Raw genomic sequence first — 19677 nt, forward strand, 5'->3', positions numbered from 1 at the left:
CGATGGCAATGTCGGGACGCGTTCGAGTTCAATCTGTGGAATTCCTGGAGACCGGCATGACTGCTCAACTACAAGCCTCCCGTAGAGGAGGACGGGAAGCGCGGCGGACGATCCGCACGGCGCCAAAGATCGACATGCTGCCGACGCTTAAGCGCGGCTTGCCGGTGGTAGAGCCAATGGATGCCGAGCAGGTCGAGCGCATCCACGAGGCTTCTCTTGCGATCCTCGAGGACGTGGGCGTGGTGTTTCGCGATCCGATCGCGATCGAGGACTGGAAGAGGGCAGGCGCCGACGTGCGTGCCGATGACCGCGTATACCTCGACCGCGGGCTCGTCATGGAACTTATCAAGACCATTCCTCCCAAAATCGAATATTTTGCGCGCGACCCGGCGAAGAATGTCAAGCTCGGCGGACCGAATTCCATTTTCGTGCCGATGACCGGCGCGCCCTATATGCGTGACCTCGATGATGTCAGGCGTGGGCCGACCATCGCCGACCTCGGAACCTTCCATAAGCTCGCGCACATGATGCCGGCACTGCATTCGTCCGCCCATCATATCGTCGAGCCGATGGATCTCGTCGTTGCGCACCGGCACCTGCACATCACCTATTCATCGATGAAGCACTCCGACAAGATCTTCATGGGCATGACCACCTCGCCCAAGAATGCCGAGGACGTACTCGACATGTGTGAGGTTCTCTTTGGCAAGGACTTCCTCGAGACCCACGCGGTCACGACCGGCAATTGCAACGGCAATTCACCGCTCGTCTGGGACCAGGTGATGCTGGGCGCTATGCGCGCCTTCTGCCGGCGCAACCAGCCGGTGCTGTGCTCGCCTTTCGTTCTCGGCGGGGCCAACACGCCGGCTTCCACCGCGGCGGCTGTCGCACAGTTGAACGCCGAGGCGCTTTCGGCGCTCGCCTATACCCAGGTCATCCGCAAGGGCTGCCCGGCGATCTATGGGCACTACCTTTCGACGGTGTCGATGCAGTCGGGCGCCCCGATGGCAGGAACGCCCGAGATCTCGTTGATGAATTTCATGATCGGCCAGATGGCCCGCCGGTACAATGTACCGTGGCGCACGTCGAACTTGCTCGGCGGAGCCAAGGTATTCGACGCGCAGGCTGGCTATGAGAGCGCCATGACCATGATGGCGGTGCTGATGTCGGGCGCCAATTATATCTGGCATTCGGCAGGCTGGAACGAAGCCGGCATGCACTGTTCGATCGCGAAGTTCGTCGTCGACGCGGAGGTATGCGACATGGGCTATCGCATGACAAAGGGCATTCAGTGGGACGACTTCGACGAGGCCCTGGCTGCCGTGCGGGATGTTGGCCCGGGCGGCCACTACCTTGGCCATCCGCACACGCAGGCGAACTTCGAGCGGGCCTTCTTCATCCCGAAGCTCTTCGACAACAACTCGATCGAGCAGTGGAAAGCCGATGGTTCCAAGGACATCAAGCAGCGGGCTCTTGAACATGCCCGTCGGCTGCTGGCCGACTATGAAGAGCCGACGCTCGACATTGCTAAAGACGAGGAGCTGCGCGCTTATATCGACCGGCGATCTCGTGAGATCCCCGCCGTCGACGCGCTGAACGAGGAATACTGAGTATGCGCATCGATCGGATCAACGTCTACACGGCGCAGTTGCCCGTCAAAGGCGGAGCCTATCGCATGGCGAGCGACGACGTGGAGACGCTCGATAGTACCCTTGTCGAAATAGTTGCGAACAACGGTTTGATGGGTTGGGGCGAAACCTGCCCGATCGGCCCGGTCTACCAGCCGCACCACGCGCTCGGGGCCCGTGCGGCAATTGCCGAGATAGCGCCGGGCCTCATTGGTTCCGAGATAGCTTCGATCAGGCTGCTGGCAAAGCGGATGGACGAGCGCCTGAACGGACATGGCTATGCCAAGGCTGCGCTCGACATGGCCATTCTCGACCTCCTCGGACAGAAGCTCGGCGTGCCGGTCTCGACTTTGCTGGGCGGTGCTTTGACCGACCGCGTGCCGGCCTACTATTCGCTGATCGTCGGGTCGCCGGACGAGACGGCGAGGATTGCCGCCGACAAGGTGAAGTCCGGTTATCCGCGCCTGCAGGTCAAGATCGGCGGGCGCAACCTGGAAGAAGACGTCGCCGTCGTTCACAAGGTCTGGGAAGCGGTTGGCTACAAGGCGCGCATCGCGGTCGACGGCAACCGGGGCCTGACGGTCGCTGCCGGGATCCATCTCGACCGGCTCTGCCAGGCGATCCCGTTCGTTTTCGAACAGCCCTGCAACACCATGGATGAGATCGCGACGCTGAAAGGTCGCGTGACACATCCCGTCTATCTGGACGAGAGCACCGAAGACCAGAACGCGGTGCTGAGGGCAATCTCCATGGGCATCGCCGACGGTTTCGGCTTCAAAGTGACGCGCCTCGGTGGCCTCACCAAGATGACAGCAGTGCGCGACCTGTGCGCCATACGCTCGCTTCCGCACAGCTGCGACGATGCCTGGGGCGGCGATATCATCGCGGCGGCCTGCGTTCATCTCGCGGCGACCGTGGAGCCGCGTCGCATGGAGGGGGCCTGGATCGCGCAGGAGTACATCAAAGGCCATTTCGACGCGAAGAATCCGATCATTATCGACAAGGGCCACATCGCCGTGCCGGAGCGGCCGGGCTTGGGCGTCAAACCAGAACCCGGCATGTTCGGCAAGCCGGTCGCGATATTCGGACCCTGATGAACGCGCCAGCTAATCTTGCCGCCATGAAGTCGCTGGCCACGCCGGAGATTTCGGCGATGGCCGACCGGCCGTTTGATGTGGTCGTTCTTGTCCTGCCGGGGTTCTCCCACCTGGCGCTTCACGCCTACATGGAACCGTTCCGTCTCGCCAACACCGTATCGAGATTGCCGCTTTTTAGATGGCGTATCGCTGGCTTGGGAGCGGGCCTGGTCGAAGGCGCCAACGGGCTCGCAGCTCCTGTCGATGTCACCATTGACGATCTGGCTTCCCACTTGGACGATCATAGACCTGGCCAACTCGCAGTTGTTGCAGGCGAACCGGTAGAGCGGCAACTGACGCCACAACTTAATGGATTTTTGCGGCTGATGGCCCGTCGTGGAGTTGCTATATCTGCCTTCGGAACCGCGACATGGCTGCTGGCGCAGACCGGCCTTTTGACAGGTACGCGCTGCACGATCCACTGGTCGCGGCTTGCTGCCTTTTCCGAAGTGTTCAACCAGCCGCGCATACGCGACTCTCTCTTTGTAAAAGATGGGCAATTTTCGACCTGCGCCGGCGAGTTGGCAGCGTTTGACCTCGCGGTCGACCTTATCGCAACGCAGGCGGGCGCCTTCATCGCACAGTAAGTCTGCAGGCATGCGACGGTGGACGGGCAGCGTTCTGGTTCGAACCGTCAGACAGGCCCTTCGGGCATCGCCTTCGCTGGCGTGAGCGAAAGTCTCGTCGCAGCCATCAGGGTGATGGAAGAGAATATCGAGTCTCCGATAGCAATGTCAGACATATCGAAGCGCATTGGTGTTTCAAGACGCCAGCTAGAGCGGCTCTTTGGGACATATGTGGGTACCACGCCCGCCAAGCACTATCTGAGTCTGAGAGTCGATCACGCAAAGCGGCTGATCGAAGGCACCCGGCTGCCTCTGGTCGACGTAGCGATGGCGAGCGGCTTCGTCTCCTCGTCGCATTTCTCGAAATGCTTCAGGAACCTACACGGAGTCTCACCGCAACAGCTTAGATTGACCGTACCCGCGTGGATCGGTCGAGGGCTCGGCTAAGGCTCCTCGGCGAGCGGGGTATGCTCCTCGATGGGACTTGGCGCTCGCCTGGACGTCTAGCCGAATATACCTGTCGAATGCTCTGGGGTCGCAAGACCTCCACAGGGCTATCCACAGGGAGCAATCCAATCCCGCTTTATGCGATTGGCTTCCTCGTCTGTCCTCGGATCTTCCACGATCACCCGCACGGGTCGGCTAGCAAGCTGCTGCCGCTCGATCATCACTTCGCAGTATCGTCACCGGCGCCGGGCAACGACGAAGCTCTCGACCGGGAATTGACCTGCTCCAGACAGAGCCTCAGATGTCGGATCTTGCCACCTGATAGAACAAGGCCGAAGTGGAGTCGCATCTCCTGGACCGCGTTTCTGACATTCAGTCTGACACCGTGCCGCCAAGGCGATTGCGCGCCCCGCAAAGCCGCCGAAGCAGGGCAAGAGTGGGGGCAGCCTAGGGCCGCGCAGGGACGTCAACTTCCCGTACCTGATGACCAATGCAGCGCTGATTGCTCAACCTGAAGGAGAAGATCCCGCCAAGGGAATTGGAACGGGACCGTTTATCCTGGACTCGGCGCAACCAGGAGTCCGCTACAACTTTAAGCGGAATCCGAAGTATTTCAGGCCAGAGCGGCCACTGTTCGACGAGCTTGAGATTCTGGTGATCAATGATGATATGGCCCGGGTGTCCTCACTCCTAGCCGGCTCAACGCACTTTGCCTCGGAACTCACACCGAACATTGTCGGGCGGCTAAAGAGCTCCCCGTCGATCAAGATCGACGTAGCGGGTACAACGACGTTCAACTATTTCGTAATGCAGACGAACAAGGCGCCATTCGACAACCCCGACTTACGGCTAGCACTCAAATATGCGGTTGACCGGAATTTGATCTTAAAAACAACGCAGGCGGGATACGGCACCATCGGCAACGACAATCCGATCAATTCGATCTATCCCCTTTATTCCGAACTGCCTCAGCACACGTACGATCCGGATAAGGCCAGCTTCTACTACAAGAAGTCTGGTCACAGCGGGGCGATCGATCTCTACGTGTCCGAATCCGTGTTCCCCGGAGCGGTCAACGCCGCAGAACTCTTCCAGCAATCAGCGGCCAAAGCTGGCATTACTATCAATCCAAAGCGTGTGCCGACCGACGGTTATTGGAGCGACATCTGGATGAAAAAGCCTTTCTGCGCCTCCTATTTCGGCAGCTTAGCCACAGAAGATCAGGCTTTTACCCAACCATTCGCAAGCGACTCTCCATGGAACGACGGTAACTGGTACCGGCCGGCGTTTGACAGGCTTCTCGTCCAGGCCAGGTCAGAACTTGACGTCGAAAAGCGCACTACCCACACCGGCTACCGCTCTTCGATGGAAATCATGGAGATTTCCAAGACGCCTGTCATTTTCACGCACTCTAACCCGCGGGCACTCTGGGATCACGAGCGCAATTTACGCGACGACCAGATCAAGGCCTGTGCGCGGACCGGCGGGGTGGTGGGTATCAACGGCGTCAGCAAGTACATGGCCGCTGATGAGGATTGTACGCCCGAGACGATCGTCAACCATATCGACTACGTGGCGAACCTGGTGGGCGTCGACCATGTCGGATTGGGGTTGGACGCCGTCTTGGATCCTGACGAGATGCCGAACCTGGTCAAGGAATTTCCCAATGTCTGGCCAGAATCAGAAGCCGACCAATGGGACTATTCGTCATGGCGGTTCATCCTCCCGGAGCAGCTCCCTGACATCGCTGAGGGCCTGTTGCTTCGTCAGTACAGCGACTCAGACATAAAGAAGATCATGGGGCAAAACTTCACGAGGGTGGCTGCCGCAGTTTGGATTTAGCCTACGCGCTTCCAAAACGTTGCAACCAGTCATCGTTGCTCGGGGATGTCATCCTGAGCAAAGCCTCTGCTCGGAATTTTTATGAAGATTACCAACATCAAAGTCACACACGTCAACGTGCCGCTGTCGGCACCGTTATGGTGGACGGCGGGCCTCTACGGCGGCGCTTCCAAATCGATCATCGAAGTTGAGACTGATTCCGGTCTGGTCGGCCTGGGAGAAGCGCCCTGGTGGCACTTTGGCGAGGTCATAAAATCCGATATCGCTCCAGCCCTTATCGGGGCTGACCCGCTCGACCTTGCTGACTGCGAAGCACGCTGCGTCCCACCCTGGCAGATCACGGTCAACACAGGTGAAAACGCTGCCTCGATTGCGTTTGGTGCGGTGGAACTTGCGCTTTGGGACATTCGGGGCAGGGTATTTGGCATGCCGCTCTATCGATTGCTGGGCGGCGCGGTCCGTAAGAACATTCCTTTCTCCGAGTATTTTGCCTTTCGTCCAGAACAGGAAGGAGCGGGTGGGGAAATGACACCCGAAGCCGTCACAGAGCATTGCCTTAAAATGCGCGAAGAGTACGGTTCGACCATTTTCGAGGGTAAGCTCATATTGGGCGATCCTCAGCTCGAGATCCGCACAGTGCGAATGCTGCGGGAAGCTTTGGGCGAGGGCGCACAGATCAAGCTGGACTCGAACATGCAGTGGTCTCTGACCACCGCACGCGGGGTGCTGCGGGAGATTGAGCCTTACAATATTCGCAATTACGAAGATCCGGTCGCGACATTCGAGGAAATGGCTGCGTTGCGGCAGCATTCTCGCATCCCGTTCTCGACCCACGTCCCGGATTTGCGGCGCGCCGTAGCGCTTGGCGCTCCCGATTATTTTGTCTGCAACTTCGCCGCCCTCGGAGGTCTCTCAAAGGCGTTGAAATTCATCGCCGCCAGCGAAGCCATGGGCAAGGGCTTTTGTGCTATTCTAACGACTTGGGTATCATGACGGCTGCGTACCTCCATGTTGTTGCTGCCACGCCCTGGATCACCGAGGCTTCGCAGTCGCTCTTTCGTTGGCAAGTGGGCGACGTCGTTATCAACGGGCCCTTCCGGCAGACCAGCAACACGGTGCCCGTGCCCGAAGGGCATGGTCTCGGGGTTGAGCTCGACCCTGCGGCAATGGCTCGATGGTCAAAGCATTTCCAGGACAATGGTCCGGTCAACCATTTCTTCGATCCGAACCGGCCGGGCCGGTACAGGCGTCTGCCACTTCACTGATGAGACGGTCTCGCGGGGAATCCCTCCCGCGAGGTGTCATGGTCATGGAACAAAGCTAGGAGCGACAATGAGTGCGGCCGCAGAATCCCTCCACCAGAATGCGATCATTATCGACGCAGTATGTCCCCTTTTGGATGACCAGGACATGGTTGCCGAATATCGGGCGGGTGGTCTGACTGCGATCGCTCCGACTGTTGGATTCTGGGACGGGACAGAGGTTACGCTGCGGAAAATTGCATCGTGGCACCGGCTGTTGCGTGAACGTGACGATCTGCTTCTCGTCCGCACGGCGGCCGATGTCCGCAAGGCCAAAGCGCTCGGCAAGATGGGCATCATAATGCACTTCCAGGGGCCCGCACCCATCGAAGATAACCTGAATCTCATCGACACCTTCAAGGTGCTCGGGGTCGGCGTCATGCAGCTCGCCTACAACGTCAGGAACCGTCTCGGCGATGGCTGCGAAGAACGCTCTGATGCTGGTCTCAGCCGATTTGGGCTGCAGGTCGTAGAGCGCATGAACCGGGTTCGTATGATTGTCGATTGCGCTCATACGGGGGTTCGAACAACCACGGATGCCATCGAACACTCGTCGGCGCCCGTCATCGTGTCCCACGCCAATGCAAAAGTCGTTCACCCGTCTGCCCGCAATCTCTCGGACGAGCTCATTAAGGCAATTGCCGCGCAAAACGGCACAATTGGAGTTGTTGGCTTTCCTGGCTTCGTATCTGACGATAAGCGGCCGTCCATTGATCGGTTTATCGATCACATTGCCCATATCTCAAGCCTCGTAGGCCCGCAGCATGTCACGCTGGGCATCGACTACTATGCTGACCAATACCCGTATGCGGATGATGCCGCCGCATTGAAACAATATCAGAAGTACGTTGCCGACAATATTTGGACACCTAAAGCGTATCCGCCTCCGCCCCACTTCTTTCCAGCCGGCATTGAAACACCGCGGACGATGCAAGCACTGACGGAAGCCCTTCTGCGCCGGCAGTTCAGCGAACAGGAAATCGTGGGCATCTACAGCGGCAATCTCCTCAGCATCTACGAGACGATCTGGGGCAGTTAATCTCGGACACCATTCCTGCCTGCACCGACGCGGCGTGTAAATCATTATTTCTTAACTTTGCAACGTGCGCGGCGACTGAGAATCAGGACTCTATTTCTCAGTTCATCCTCTTCATCGCCGCATCGCCCATCGCAATGGCCGCGTCTGCCGAGGGGAGCTAATCGCATGGTCCGCTCGTAGATGCGACCCGGACGCTCGCCTGCAAACCTGGCCGGATCACGCAGCGAACAGGAAAACTATCGCCTGCGGCTCGACGATGCTCGCAAGCGTCTTGCATCGTATCTTCCGCGCGTCGGTGAAGCCTAAGCCTTCGAGGCGGAGTTGAGGATGAAGCGGGAGAAACTGGCTGAGGTAGACGCGGATCTCGCCAGCGATGTCGAGGCATCTGGCGACAAGCCCGGAAGCGATCGGATCGCGGCCTGACGGCTTGCTATCTCGACAGGCGATCCTCGTCGTCGATCAGCGTGAGGCGGTGCGGGGCCGCATCACCCCATTTCCAGAGCACGAGGTTCAGATCCTGCCTGGTTGCGCCGGGTGCGAAGCTGCGGACAAGCAGGCCGTTGCAACCCTGATCCATCAGGCGGCGGGCAAAGGCCTGCGTCCGCGCTTCTCCGCTCGCCTTCATCTGATCGCGCCATGTGCCGTCGGCGAGCGTAGCCGCATGCATATCCTGCGCCGACAAAGCCTCCGCGTCGCGGCCGTCGAAGACATCATCGATTTCCGCGTCGTAGGAAACGAGTGTCGTCGGCTGGAGATTGCCGACCTGGTTCGCTTCGCGTAGCGCTGTCATCACCGACAGTGACGCGTAGAGCGCCGGCACACCCTTCGGATTGAATCGTCCGCCGTAGAGTTCGGCACCACGGCCGGATAGCGGCTCGCGCGCATAAATGGGACTCAACGCCCGATAAAGCTTTCCACGACAAAGCACCGGGTCAGGCGTGCACGCCGGCGTCGACCGCGTCGATATAGTCCAGCACGTCATCGGCACGACCGCCGCGCACGAGCTGCATAGCCGTCTGGCCGGAGAAGCCCGGAAGCGGCTCCGAACGATACCAGGCATAGGCCATCAACTGCGAACCGAAGCGCGGCTCGACCTTGTTGATCACCTCGACCATCTCGCGCAGCCGACGCTGGGTCTTGTCCGACCGAATGCGGTCCTTGCGCTGGACCGCGTCCCTGCCAAGCCCCGCGGTGCGCGCGACTTCCTCGCTGGTCGTACGGAACGCCTGCGCGATCTTGCGCGGCGCGAAGAGGCCATTATCGGAATACTGGACGAGACCCATTGCTTTCTCCTGCTGGTTTTGCCGCTTAGCCTGACGCAATATAATGTCAGCCAACGTGGCAATCAATGGGAATAGTAATGGGAAGGGAAGGAGAGGAGGAGGGGGAAAAAAGCCGGGTCGCCGATCGCCCGAACCGGTGGCGCTGACGCTCAACCGCAGCCTGCGCGATCCCGGCCACGGCGTCCCGCGCAGGGCTGGAAACCCCGCTAGCCCGACCGGGCAGGGATGCTCGGCCGCGGTTGCACCGGCCCGTCCGCTCCGCGGGCCGCCGGACGCGGGCCCGCCGTGTCGAGAGCGGCTCTACCGGCCGTCCCGCGCGCGGCGCATATTCAATGATCACCACCCATGGAGAATGCAGTAGTGTTCGACAACGAACAGCGGCAGTATCGAAAAACTCGCATTTTAACCGTTGCTAAAATTCGCCGCACTGTCTTGCGTGCGCACGCACTCCGGGGCTCAGGAGACGGGGCCGCCCCTCAGCCTTCTGGTTTCCGACTAATCTTAGTAGAGTTGGTAACGGCTCTTTCAGAGCCTCTATCTAAGAAAACGGTACCAATCTCCAAAGAAACAACATGACGCCTCGCACCAAGCGTATTCTAGGCAAATCGATAGTCGTGACGATCATTGCCGTCGTCGCGACCTTTGGTCTGTCGTTTACGGCAAGAATAGCCTTACGCATGCCGATCGATTGGCTGAGTTGGGTGGAGTGCACGCTCATCCCCATCCTGATTGGGATGCCTGTCGGGGCCTATATCTTCGCCCAGTCGGAAACCATCCAGGACACATGTGACAAGCTGGAAAAGTCGTATGCGGCCCTCAGAGAAACCCATGACAGGCTGGCGTTCGTCACCACCCACGACCCGATGACGGGGCTTCTTAGTCGCGGCGGATTCATCGCAAGGATGGACAGGGAGCGCGATGAGGGTGAATACGACACGCTTCTCCTTGTCGATCCGGACCACTTCTCCTCGTTCAATGACAAGCACGGACATTCCAAAGGCGACGAGGCCTTGGTTCGAATCGCTAAGGCGCTTGTCTATCTAACGCGCCCTGGCGATTCGGTTGGGCGCCTTGGTGGCGAAGAGTTCGGGGTCCTGCTGCGAGGGGTGCGCAAGGAGCAGGCAATGACCATAGCGGAGAACATCCGCCGTCTTGTTGAAGGGATACCCTGGATCAAAGCGCAACAGGACGATGTAAAGGTGACCGTCAGCATCGGGGTTGCGGAAATCCCTCCCGATGCAGATACGCAGGATATTCTTCGCACAGCAGGACGATGCCTTTCTGAAGCGAAACAGCGCGGCCGGAACCGCGTTTCCTTCGACTTTGAAGCAGCCAAATTGCGAGCCGTGACACCATAGCCGACGCTTAGGGCCTGTCCCTTTCAGGTGTTAGCTCGCCGGAAGGGTCGTCGAGGCAACCGCCAGCATTTGATAACGGCGAGGCCGCCAGGCGGCGTTCGGACCTGGCTCTCAACCTGCTTAGGTGCTTGCAGCGGACGGTATGCTGTTGTTGCGCGTGGCTTTGCCCCGCTGATCTGATCGGAGGACGAAATCAAACACCGGTCGAGGCTGACCAAGTGGCGCGTCCTGCAACGCCGGAGCCTCTGTCGCTGCCTCGGTATAGTCGGCGAGTATCGCTGGCGGGAGGCCGAGCGCGTTTTCAACGATGTGTTCCGACGGGCCGCGCAATCGACGGAACAGCAATGCGGCGCGCCGGGAGTGACGCACCGCTGCGGCAGTTTTGCCCTCTCGTATCTTTACGCCGGCCGCTGACAACAGGATCAATGCTTTGAAGAACATGCGAGAAGGGCTGCCTCGGTCGGCAACCTGCCAAAGACCTTCCCACGCCTCATGTGCTTCCCAGTAATACCCGTGATTGAAGAGGTCGAGACCCCAGAAGAATGGATCTGAGCCAAGCGCCGCATCCGTGGTGACCGGCATCGGCTCGGCCAGATAGCTATGTCCAGCGGGATCGCGCACAGGATGCGGCTGCCTGCCCGGTAAATACGCATAGGCTGGAAAGCTCTTTTCCGGCACGTGCCGGGGGCGCGAATTCGAAGCAATGGCCATGAAGCATGATACCACATGGGTGGTCATGGCTCGCATATGAACTTCTTGTTTGGAGACGGGCTCTATGGCTCTGATGGAGTTGCCAAGGCTCCTTCTGGGCTATAAAGGCCGGCGCGGAACAGGAACTGGCGGTGAAAATCGGAGCCCGAAACTGGACCTCTTAGACAATAATGCTCACAAGGAAGCGGCATGAGGCGTCAAACGCGACCATTCATCTTGGAAGTCAAGCGGAAGCGTGGCGTTCAAAAACAGTCCCGGCCGATTTGGGGGAACTTTGATATCTCAGCGGCCCTCGCCGAGACAATCCGAGAATCGGAGGCGGCAGAGCTGCCCAATTGTCAGACGATTGACTCCAACGTAATCTCCGTCGATCCTGAACATCTGTTCAAATCCCAAGCGGAGACTCATATGCCCGATCCAAATGGCGCTGAAGCTGTAGCATCCCCCTCTGAATCCCCTGCGAAAGCAGAAAAGCCAAAGGCCAAGAGTAGAGTTGCGCAATCGCGCAAGTCGAAGCCGGAGAAAACATCGCCATCCCGTACCAATGGAGCGGTCACACAGCCTGCAACGTCGGATTCGACGGCAACGGTTCGAAGCGGCCGGAAAATTTACTCCGCAAAAGAGCGAGCTCAGAAGCTCTCCGAGATGGAGAAATCACTCAACGCCGGCGCCACTTTGAAACTCGCCGCAAAGCAGGCTGGCATATCGGAACAGACCTATTACCATTGGAAACGGGCCTCGACACCTGCGCCGCGCAGCGACGACCTGAAAGACCTTGTCGCGCTCGAGGAGGAAAACAAACGGCTAAAGATCCTTCTCGCTGAGCGCCTTCGCAAGGAGAACGCGGAACTGAAGAACAAACTCAACCTCCTGTAGGATCTGCGCTTGAGCCGCAGGCTTGAGACCCCAATAACCGAGAGTTGTCGCCAGGCTGCCGGCCTAATCGGGATTTGCCACAGTCCGGAGAGCCCGGATCCGGGGCAGGCGCCACTGGCGAAAACACTGGCAAAGCATGTCGGCTTTGAAGTGACGACCTGGTGGCCTGGAGTAACGACTTACCCTCGCGAGCTCATATCCCGCCCATGCAGAGGTATTTCATCTCGAGGTAATCCTCGAGGCCGTGGCGCGACCCTTCGCGCCCGATGCCGGATTGCTTGATGCCGCCGAAGGGTGCGGCCTCCGATGACATGCGCCCGGTGTTGATGCCAACCATGCCATATTCCAGCGCCTCGGCCACACGCCACACCCGCTTGAGGTTGGAAGCGTAAAAATAGGCGGCAAGCCCGTAAATCGTGTCGTTGGCCTCGTGCACGATCTGATCCGCATCTTCGAAGCGAATGATCGGAGCCAACGGCCCGAATGTCTCCTCTCGGGCCACGGCCATCTCGCCGGAGATATCAGTGAGGACCGTCGGTTGGAAAAACGTACCCTCTTTGCCCATGCGATTGCCGCCGCATTGAACTGCCCCGCCCTTTGCCACGGCATCGGCGATATGGGATTCGATCTTGGCCAGCGCATGACTATCGATCAGCGGTCCGATAGCTACAGCTGGATCGAAGCCGTCACCCACCGAAAGCTGGCGGGCTTTTCCGACGAACTCCTCGACAAACCTGTCGTGAACGCCCGCCTGCACATAAAGGCGGTTCGCGGAGACACAGGTCTGGCCGGCATTGCGGAACTTCGCTTGAATCGCGCCGTCGACGGCAGCATCGATATCGGCATCGTCGAAGACGATGAACGGCGCATTGCCGCCGAGCTCGAGGCTGAGCTTCTTGATCTGGTCCGAGCACTGGCGCATCAACAGGCGTCCGACCTCGGTCGAGCCGGTGAAGCTGATCTTGCGGACCTTGGGATTGGAACAGAGTTCGCGGCCTACCGCATCGCCATCCGAAGCATAGATCAGGTTGACGACGCCTTCGGGAAAGCCAGCCTGATCGGCGAGGGCGAACATCGCACCCGCCACGAGCGGTGTCTGTTCGGCCGGCTTGAGAACGATCGTGCAGCCGGCGGCAAGCGCTGGCGAGATCTTGCGCGCCACCATGGATGCCGGGAAATTCCACGGCGTGATCGTGCCGACGACCCCGATCGGCTGTTTGATGACCAGCATGCGGCGGTCTGTCGACGGTGCCGAGATGGTCTCACCATAGATGCGATTGGCCTCTTCAGCGTACCACTGCAGATACGCCGCGGCATGCGAGACTTCCGACTTCGCCTCGGTGAGCGGCTTGCCCATTTCAGCCGTGAGGATCGCTGCGAGGTCGTCGGCGTGATCGACGATCAGCTGATGCCAGCGCCACAGGATGTCGCTGCGCTCTCTGGCGGTTAGCGCCGCCCATCGAGGCTGCGCCATATGGGCTTTGCCGATCGCGGCGCGCGTCTCCTCGATGCCCATGTCGGGAAGTTTTGCCAGCAATTCGCCTGTCGATGGGTTGAAGATCTCGAATGTCCGGCCGCTCACAGGCGTGCCAAGGCACGGCAAGCGATCGATGGTGCCGAACAGGCCGGGGGATTTTACGTGACGGATCAAAGGCGGGCAGAGCGGCAAAGCCGTATTCTCCTCAACGCGGCGGACATCTGTGGCAAGAGCTTGTTTATCCCGCATGTCCGGTGTCAGCATAGGGCCTCGGACGGCCGGCGGGTGAACCCACACGCGCGAATATTGCTGATCCTGGAGCAGCATTGACCAAGCCGATGTGAGGTTACCGCGTCGCTGTCATTTCGGTCCAACGAGGGGGCTTGGCAGCGCGCTCGCTTTCTTCCAGCGAGGCTTCGAGCGCGTCGCGTTGCTCTTTGTGGAGCATCGGCTGCGATGTTCTGAAGCCATGCTGGCTGCGGACGAAAGCTCGGTCGCCAGCCCGATCAACGCCCGAACTCGGACAGGCTCCCTCCGCTCGTTATGGGGCCGCAGCTAACGCTGGATCGCACGCGATCCAGCCATCCAAGATATGGTGCTGGTATCGAGCGAACAGCTAACCCTTGCAGATTCCGCCGCTCGGCGGTCAGATTCAACAACCGGTTGCACAATTCGCGCTCGGGAAGGACCTCCACCAACCCCCAGGTATTCAGGTCCGGGCTGGCCTCGTCCGCGACCCGTCAGATTCTCGAAAGCTGTGTCTGCAACAGTCTTCAAATATCTCGAGTTCTGGCCGCGAGAGTCTGTTGCTGCGGAAACCCGAGTCGAAGCGGCTCGTCCCTACATGGGGCAGCTATGCAGTTTCATCTCAGCTAGGGATAGTATTATGGACGCGAACTATAACGACCCAGACTATTGGACCCGTTGGTACGCTGAGCAGAAAGAGCTGCAGCGTGCGAGGCAAGGCTCGGACAACATGGCTGCGGATCAAGCTGTCTTTGAACAGCAGCTGAGCGAGCTTCAACTCAGCTCTTCTGAGGAGAGCTCCGCTAAGTTGAGTTCGCCCGGCACTCGACCCGCTGAGGCACAAAGAAGTCTGCGGCGCACTGGCATCGGCGGTTCAATGCGCATGCCGCAGCAATCCAATCTGCGCGACAGTGGGTTCAGCAGTACGCGGCACAGCATTGATATTCCTCGCGCTCACCTTGGCTCGGCTCCGACGGGCTCGCAGTCTGACCTGCGTGACAGGTCATTCGGTAGCACGCGTTTCACAGCGCCATCGGAGGCGCAGACCGCGACGCGGACCAAGGATAGCAAAAGCCGTGGACTGTTTTCTCGTGTAAAATCAGGCCTCGGCAAAGTCTTCGGAAGCCGTAGCGAAAAGTCGTCCCGCAGCCCGGTGTCCGACGTGGTCCATTCAGAGCTTCGTATGGACTCGGCCAAGCGTAGTCGCCCCCCCACCGGCGCAGACATGCATCCCGCGGACGAGCGCCTCATCGAGCAGTTCGCGGCAGAACTCCGAGCCTATGAAGTCGTTCCCGACGGCACCATCGGCCGAGGGGAGGGAAAGGTTCCCGAGCCTACCATCAAGGACAATCTAGGCGTTCTTAGGGGATTTGCTCGTTGGCTCCGTCAAGAAAACAGGGGTCCGTTGACGACTCGAGCTTTTAACGAGCCAAGGTCGCTGGCCATCGACATCGAGGACTACACGAAAGCCGGAGGGGACGATCGCGACCGTCTCTCGTCGGCGTTGTCCCATTTCCGGAGGCTCGGGGCTGAGGGGCTCCAGTCAGTCGGTGCCGGGCCCCGCCTGATGGGGCGCCAAACACTTGGCCCTTATCCCGAGGACGCCCTCGTCATCGATGGCTTGGAAAAGAAAAACCTAGCCGAGCTCGCACCGGACTCGACTCGCCCACAGAAAACGCGCGTTTCAGTGATCGCTTCCAGGCAACGCAAGTTTAGTGATTGGCTCCAAAGGGAGGGTAAGGGAAGCATAGTGAGCCGACTCAACGGCAGTGCTCAGGAGCAATTGTCGTTGCAAGCAGACCACAAGGCCTTCATCACAGCCACAGGACAGACCAGCTCTCAACTCGATCAGCTTCGGCAGTACCTAGGCGCCGATCCCCAAATCAACCGGCATAGTCCTTATCCCGATGACGCCAGCATTATCGACGGCCTGGAAAAGGAAGAACTGCGCCAGCTCGGACCCGAGGTGGGCAAACAGAGAAAAGTCGTCTGGAATACTGCTTGGGCTCAACGCAGGTTTAGTGATTGGCTGCAAAGGGAGGGCAGAGGCAGCATAGCGGGTCGACTCAACGGCACTGCTCAGCAGAAACTGTCGTTGAAAGCAGACCAAAAGGCCTTCAACACAGCCTATGGAAAAACCGCCCTGAGTCTCGACCGGCTTCAGCAGCACCTAGGCGGCGGAATCCAAACGAGCCGGCAATCCAACCGGCATAATCCCTATCCCGACGACGCCCGCATCATTGAGGGCCTGGCCAAGGAAGAGCTGATCAAGCTCGGACCCAGGCCGACATCCCGGCAGAAAAACGTAAGTGTGACCATTGCCAGCGCGCAACGCAGGTTTAGTGATTGGCTCCAAAGGGAGGGTAGGGCGAGCATAGTGAGCCGACTCAACGGCACTGCTCAGCAGAAACTGTCGTTGAAAGCCGATCACAAGGATTTCACCAACGCCGAAGGAAAGGTCACCCTGAGTCTCAACAGGCTTCGGCAGTACCTAGCAGTTGTTGAGGCGAACAGAGCGCTGGGTGTGGCTTCCTCTGAACAGGTTGATTGGGCTCCGCAGCCTGCCGGGTCGAGCTCAACTTGGTCCCCGTATGTGCCGTCCGACTTTGACGCGAATGAGTGGCTGCCGGAAGGCCAGTCAGGACACTCCGAACGCCAGGAAGCTGCGTCGTCCGGCTCAAGCTGGCCGCGAGTGCCGTCCGACTTCGATGCGAGGGAGTGGCTGCCGGAAGGCGCGTTAGGACACGCCGAACGGCAGGAAACTGCGTCGTCCGGCTCAAGCTGGCCGCCGCGAGTGCCGTCCGACTTTGACGCGAATGAGTGGCTGCCGGAAGGCCAGTTGGAACAGGCCGAATGGCAGGACGATGCTTACTATCGGCCGGAGCTTCCGGTTACGCCATCCGTGGCTCATATAGACGCTTTGGATCCGGGAGCCTCGTCGCATGCCCGCACCGGGCAGGTGCTCGGCGCCGAGCAATGGCTGGGTGACGAGCATATTCAGAGAGATTACGATCTCCTGGCCCAGGAGTTGCCGGTGACCTATCCGAACCTCGCCGCCCGGACGCGGTTCGTGGACCCCCTCATAGCTCTTTATAGTCTGCGTGGGGGTATCGATATGCAACGCGCATTGGATGGCATCCTTTACAGAGACGGTAACGACACAGCCGACTTCGTGTTTGTGCCAGTGAGCGACGCCAGCACCACGGACCCCAATCGCCGCGGCACTCATTGGTCGCTGCTGCTGGTTGACCGCCGCGATCGGGAAAGCCCGGTTGCGTATCACTACGACTCCGTCCGCGGACACAATGATGTACCTGCTTCAGTAGTTGCAGCACGGCTGGGTGCGCGCCTGGAGCCAGCCCGCATGTCCCAGCAACAGAACGATTATGATTGCGGCGTGTTCGTGGTGGACGGCACGCGGGCGTTGGTTGGGCAATTGGCGCAAGAGCGGTTGCCAGTGCAACAGTCACGGCATCTCGACAACCTCGTCGCCGATCGGCAGGCACTCCAAAATCGACTCGGGGGCCGTCTGATGCACGAGCTCCCCCCGGACCGGGGGGAGCTTGAACTGGCTGGTGTTGGGAACAGCCGAGATCTGCGAGGATCGCGTGATCTTGACACGGGACGATATGCCGAGCGCACGCGTGACCGATCTCAAGGACTGGGCCGATGACACCCGGCTCAAAGATCTCTTGCTGGAGCGCGTGGAATACCAGTGTCCGTCGATCTCGATAGTCGGGCGCGACACGGCCGCGTTTCCAGTGCACAAAGACGGGGCAGGTCCGGCAATTGCCCCTGCTTCGGCCTGTCCAGCTCGGCCACGAGTTCGGCCCGGCTGGAGGCGTTGAGTTCGTGTGACGAGTACACTGATCTCGGCGTTTAGCTCGCCAAGCAAAAGAAGCGGTGATTGCGCAGCCGCGCCAGCGCCTGGCGTTGGGCAGTTTGCACGCGAACCTCGACTTTTGCCTCCTTCGCTCGTTTCGGCCGAGCACCCGTCCCCACGAAGTCTGCAGCATTCACTGCGGCCCAGAACGTCGATTAGATCGAACAAACCGAGGTGCTCATCAGCCATTCGACAATTGGCAGTTCACTCGTCGTGCCGGTTTTTGCGCTGAAGCGTGTCGACGCGATCCCTACAGGGATGTTCGCGGCCCAGGCATCGAGGTCTATCGATGATCGTCTGGGGATTTTCCTTGCACATAATGCCAGCCCGCCCAATGCACCAGACGCCTTTGCTCAAATCGGCAAAACAAACCAGTTGGACACAATGGATTGAGAGAGCTTTGCGCCACAAGGGCAATTGACACTAGCGCGTCGCCCGATGGAGATTATCTTAGCGGACCACCGTGCCTTCGCTATCCCGCCGAGACGATCATGAGTCGATATAGAGATCATCGCAAACCACGCAGGCATTGGAATGACGACGAACCGGCTTCTTTTTCGGAACGGCCTCCCGAGCCCAGCTATTTTCAACGTCCGCCTCCCATGTCCGTAGATCCTGTCGATGCCGAGGTGAAGTGGTTCGACGTGACCAAAGGATTTGGCTTCGTCAAACTCTTGGACGGTAGGGATGCCTACCTGCCCAGCAGAGTACTTGAGCTAGCCGGAAGCCGCAGTGTCTCCCAAGGAACCCGGCTCAAGGTCGCCGTCGAAGAGCGGTCAAAGGGTCCTCAGGTCACCCAGTTGCTGGAGATTGACGAGGTCGCCAAAACGTCGCCGCCTGCCCATCGTGCTGAAGGATCCGTCTCTGCAGTGGGTGGAACGACGGAGAGTGCGGGCACAGTGAGGTGGTACAATCCCAAAAAGGGCTTCGGCTTCATTGCTGCTGAAGATGGGAGCAAGGACGTCTTCGTTCACGCCACTGTGTTGACCGATTCTGGCCTCACCAATCTGGTGGAGGGGCAAAAGGTAATGGTCCAATGCCGTCCGGGGAAGAAGGGCTTGGAAGTCCACAGCATCCGCATCGCTTAGAGCCAGCTTCGGGCGAACCCTATCGCTCACGCAAAAGGCCCGCTGCCGCGGCGATGGCAGCGGGCCGATGTCGAAAACAGCGCGGGAGGAGGTGCGCTGCATTTCAGCGTCGGCATCGCATCTGGGAGGAGTAGATGGCCGACAGTGGAACCATATCCATCGAGCAACATATTGCAATGCACAAAAAATTGTTTGCAAGCGCGAAGGGCCTTCCAAGGTCCGACTCGATGGAGCTGCCATAGCCCCTATCGACAAAAGGCAAAAGCAAAAGGGCGGCATCGCTGCCGCCCTTCCGAGATGGTCAAATTGCGCGGTCAGAAACCCATGCCGCCCATACCGCCCATGCCGCCGCCGCCCATGCCGCCCATGCCGCCGCCGCCCATGCCGCCAGGCATGCCGCCGCCAGCCGAGTCCTTCTTCGGAGCTTCGGCGATCATGGCTTCGGTGGTGACCAGCAGGCCGGCGACCGAGGCCGCGTCCTGGAGGGCCGCGCGCACGACCTTGACCGGATCGACGATGCCCATGACGATCATGTCGCCATATTCGCCGGTCTGGGCGTTGTAGCCGAAGGTCCCGCTTGCGTTGTCGAGGATCTTGCCGGCAACGATCGAAGCTTCCGCACCGGCGTTGGCCGCGATCTGGCGGGCCGGAGCCTGCAGCGCACGACGCACGATGTTGATGCCGGCGGCCTGGTCGGCGTTGACGCCGGTCACCTTGATGTTGGCCGAAGCGCGCAGCAGGGCAACGCCACCGCCGGCAACGATGCCTTCTTCCACGGCCGCGCGGGTCGCGTTGA

At 59.7% G+C, this 19677-nt stretch carries 16 protein-coding genes and 2 pseudogenes; 12 read left to right on the forward strand and 6 right to left on the reverse strand.

Features of this window, described 5'->3' with window-relative positions; genetic code table 11:
- The first annotated feature begins 56 nt into the window (after positions 1-56).
- From O7A70_RS31050 to O7A70_RS31075, 7 genes and pseudogenes are all read left to right on the forward strand, one after another.
- Complete coding sequence (locus tag O7A70_RS31050; RefSeq protein WP_337143749.1) at positions 57-1610, forward strand: trimethylamine methyltransferase family protein; 1554 nt, start codon at positions 57-59, stop codon at positions 1608-1610.
- Between the two features lie 2 nt (positions 1611-1612).
- Positions 1613-2722, forward strand: a complete 1110-nt coding sequence (locus O7A70_RS31055) for a mandelate racemase/muconate lactonizing enzyme family protein (protein WP_337143750.1) — start codon at positions 1613-1615, stop codon at positions 2720-2722.
- Entirely contained in the window at positions 2722-3351 is a 630-nt protein-coding gene (locus O7A70_RS31060) for an AraC family transcriptional regulator (RefSeq protein ID WP_337143751.1), read from the forward strand. Before O7A70_RS31055 ends, O7A70_RS31060 begins: the two co-directional genes overlap by 1 nt.
- 144 nt (positions 3352-3495) lie before the next feature.
- A complete protein-coding gene (locus tag O7A70_RS34315; RefSeq protein WP_442921234.1) occupies positions 3496-3777 on the forward strand; it encodes a helix-turn-helix domain-containing protein in 282 nt (93 codons plus the stop codon).
- Positions 3778-4260: 483 nt separating this feature from the next.
- A complete protein-coding gene (locus O7A70_RS31065) occupies positions 4261-5619 on the forward strand; it encodes an ABC transporter substrate-binding protein (RefSeq protein ID WP_337143752.1) in 1359 nt (452 codons plus the stop codon).
- An 81-nt stretch (positions 5620-5700) separates the two neighbouring features.
- Positions 5701-6884: pseudogene (locus tag O7A70_RS31070) on the forward strand (mandelate racemase/muconate lactonizing enzyme family protein).
- 67 nt (positions 6885-6951) lie between these two features.
- Entirely contained in the window at positions 6952-7959 is a 1008-nt protein-coding gene (locus tag O7A70_RS31075; protein WP_337143753.1) for a membrane dipeptidase, read from the forward strand.
- A gap of 430 nt (positions 7960-8389) precedes the next feature.
- On the opposite strand, the gene O7A70_RS31080 is transcribed toward O7A70_RS31075, so the two are convergent.
- Both O7A70_RS31080 and O7A70_RS31085 read right to left on the reverse strand, forming a co-directional pair.
- Positions 8390-8887: an RES family NAD+ phosphorylase gene (locus O7A70_RS31080; RefSeq protein WP_337143762.1), complete on the reverse strand. Its 498-nt coding sequence runs from the start codon at positions 8885-8887 to the stop codon at positions 8390-8392.
- 4 nt (positions 8888-8891) lie between these two features.
- Positions 8892-9242, reverse strand: coding sequence for an MbcA/ParS/Xre antitoxin family protein (locus O7A70_RS31085; protein WP_337130015.1), 351 nt, complete (start codon positions 9240-9242; stop codon positions 8892-8894).
- A 572-nt stretch (positions 9243-9814) separates the two neighbouring features.
- Here O7A70_RS31085 and O7A70_RS31090 point away from each other — a divergent pair.
- A complete protein-coding gene (locus O7A70_RS31090) occupies positions 9815-10600 on the forward strand; it encodes a GGDEF domain-containing protein (protein WP_337143754.1) in 786 nt (261 codons plus the stop codon).
- Between the two features lie 120 nt (positions 10601-10720).
- Here O7A70_RS31090 and O7A70_RS31095 read toward each other — a convergent pair whose 3' ends face one another.
- Positions 10721-11338: a DUF309 domain-containing protein gene (locus tag O7A70_RS31095; RefSeq protein ID WP_337143755.1), complete on the reverse strand. Its 618-nt coding sequence runs from the start codon at positions 11336-11338 to the stop codon at positions 10721-10723.
- A 162-nt stretch (positions 11339-11500) separates the two neighbouring features.
- Between O7A70_RS31095 and O7A70_RS31100 the strand changes: the two genes are divergently transcribed.
- On the forward strand, positions 11501-12187 hold the full coding sequence (locus tag O7A70_RS31100) for a transposase (protein WP_337143756.1): 687 nt from the start codon (positions 11501-11503) through the stop codon (positions 12185-12187).
- A 193-nt stretch (positions 12188-12380) separates the two neighbouring features.
- Here the strand turns inward: O7A70_RS31100 and O7A70_RS31105 are convergent, their stop codons facing one another.
- On the reverse strand, positions 12381-13856 hold the full coding sequence (locus tag O7A70_RS31105) for an NAD-dependent succinate-semialdehyde dehydrogenase (RefSeq protein ID WP_337143757.1): 1476 nt from the start codon (positions 13854-13856) through the stop codon (positions 12381-12383).
- Positions 13857-14550: 694 nt separating this feature from the next.
- Here O7A70_RS31105 and O7A70_RS31110 point away from each other — a divergent pair.
- Positions 14551-17583 carry a Ulp1 family isopeptidase gene (locus O7A70_RS31110; protein WP_337143758.1) on the forward strand — a complete coding sequence of 1011 codons (3033 nt, stop codon included), beginning with the start codon at positions 14551-14553 and terminating at the stop codon, positions 17581-17583.
- Positions 17584-17616: 33 nt separating this feature from the next.
- Here O7A70_RS31110 and O7A70_RS34320 read toward each other — a convergent pair.
- Positions 17617-17900: pseudogene (locus tag O7A70_RS34320) on the reverse strand (IS21 family transposase); the annotation flags it as partial.
- Between the two features lie 67 nt (positions 17901-17967).
- Between O7A70_RS34320 and O7A70_RS31115 the strand changes: the two are divergent.
- Together O7A70_RS31115 and O7A70_RS31120 are read left to right on the forward strand one after the other, a co-directional pair.
- Entirely contained in the window at positions 17968-18186 is a 219-nt protein-coding gene (locus tag O7A70_RS31115; RefSeq protein WP_337143759.1) for a hypothetical protein, read from the forward strand.
- A 98-nt stretch (positions 18187-18284) separates the two neighbouring features.
- On the forward strand, positions 18285-18881 hold the full coding sequence (locus O7A70_RS31120) for a cold-shock protein (protein ID WP_337143760.1): 597 nt from the start codon (positions 18285-18287) through the stop codon (positions 18879-18881).
- Positions 18882-19195: 314 nt separating this feature from the next.
- Here the strand turns inward: O7A70_RS31120 and O7A70_RS31125 are convergent.
- Positions 19196-19677 (reverse strand): TCP-1/cpn60 chaperonin family protein (locus tag O7A70_RS31125; protein WP_337143761.1); only part of this gene is annotated, 482 nt, incomplete at its 5' end.

The organism is Mesorhizobium sp. Cs1299R1N1, assembly GCF_037179655.1.
Taxonomy (GTDB): Bacteria; Pseudomonadota; Alphaproteobacteria; order Rhizobiales; family Rhizobiaceae; genus Mesorhizobium; species Mesorhizobium salmacidum.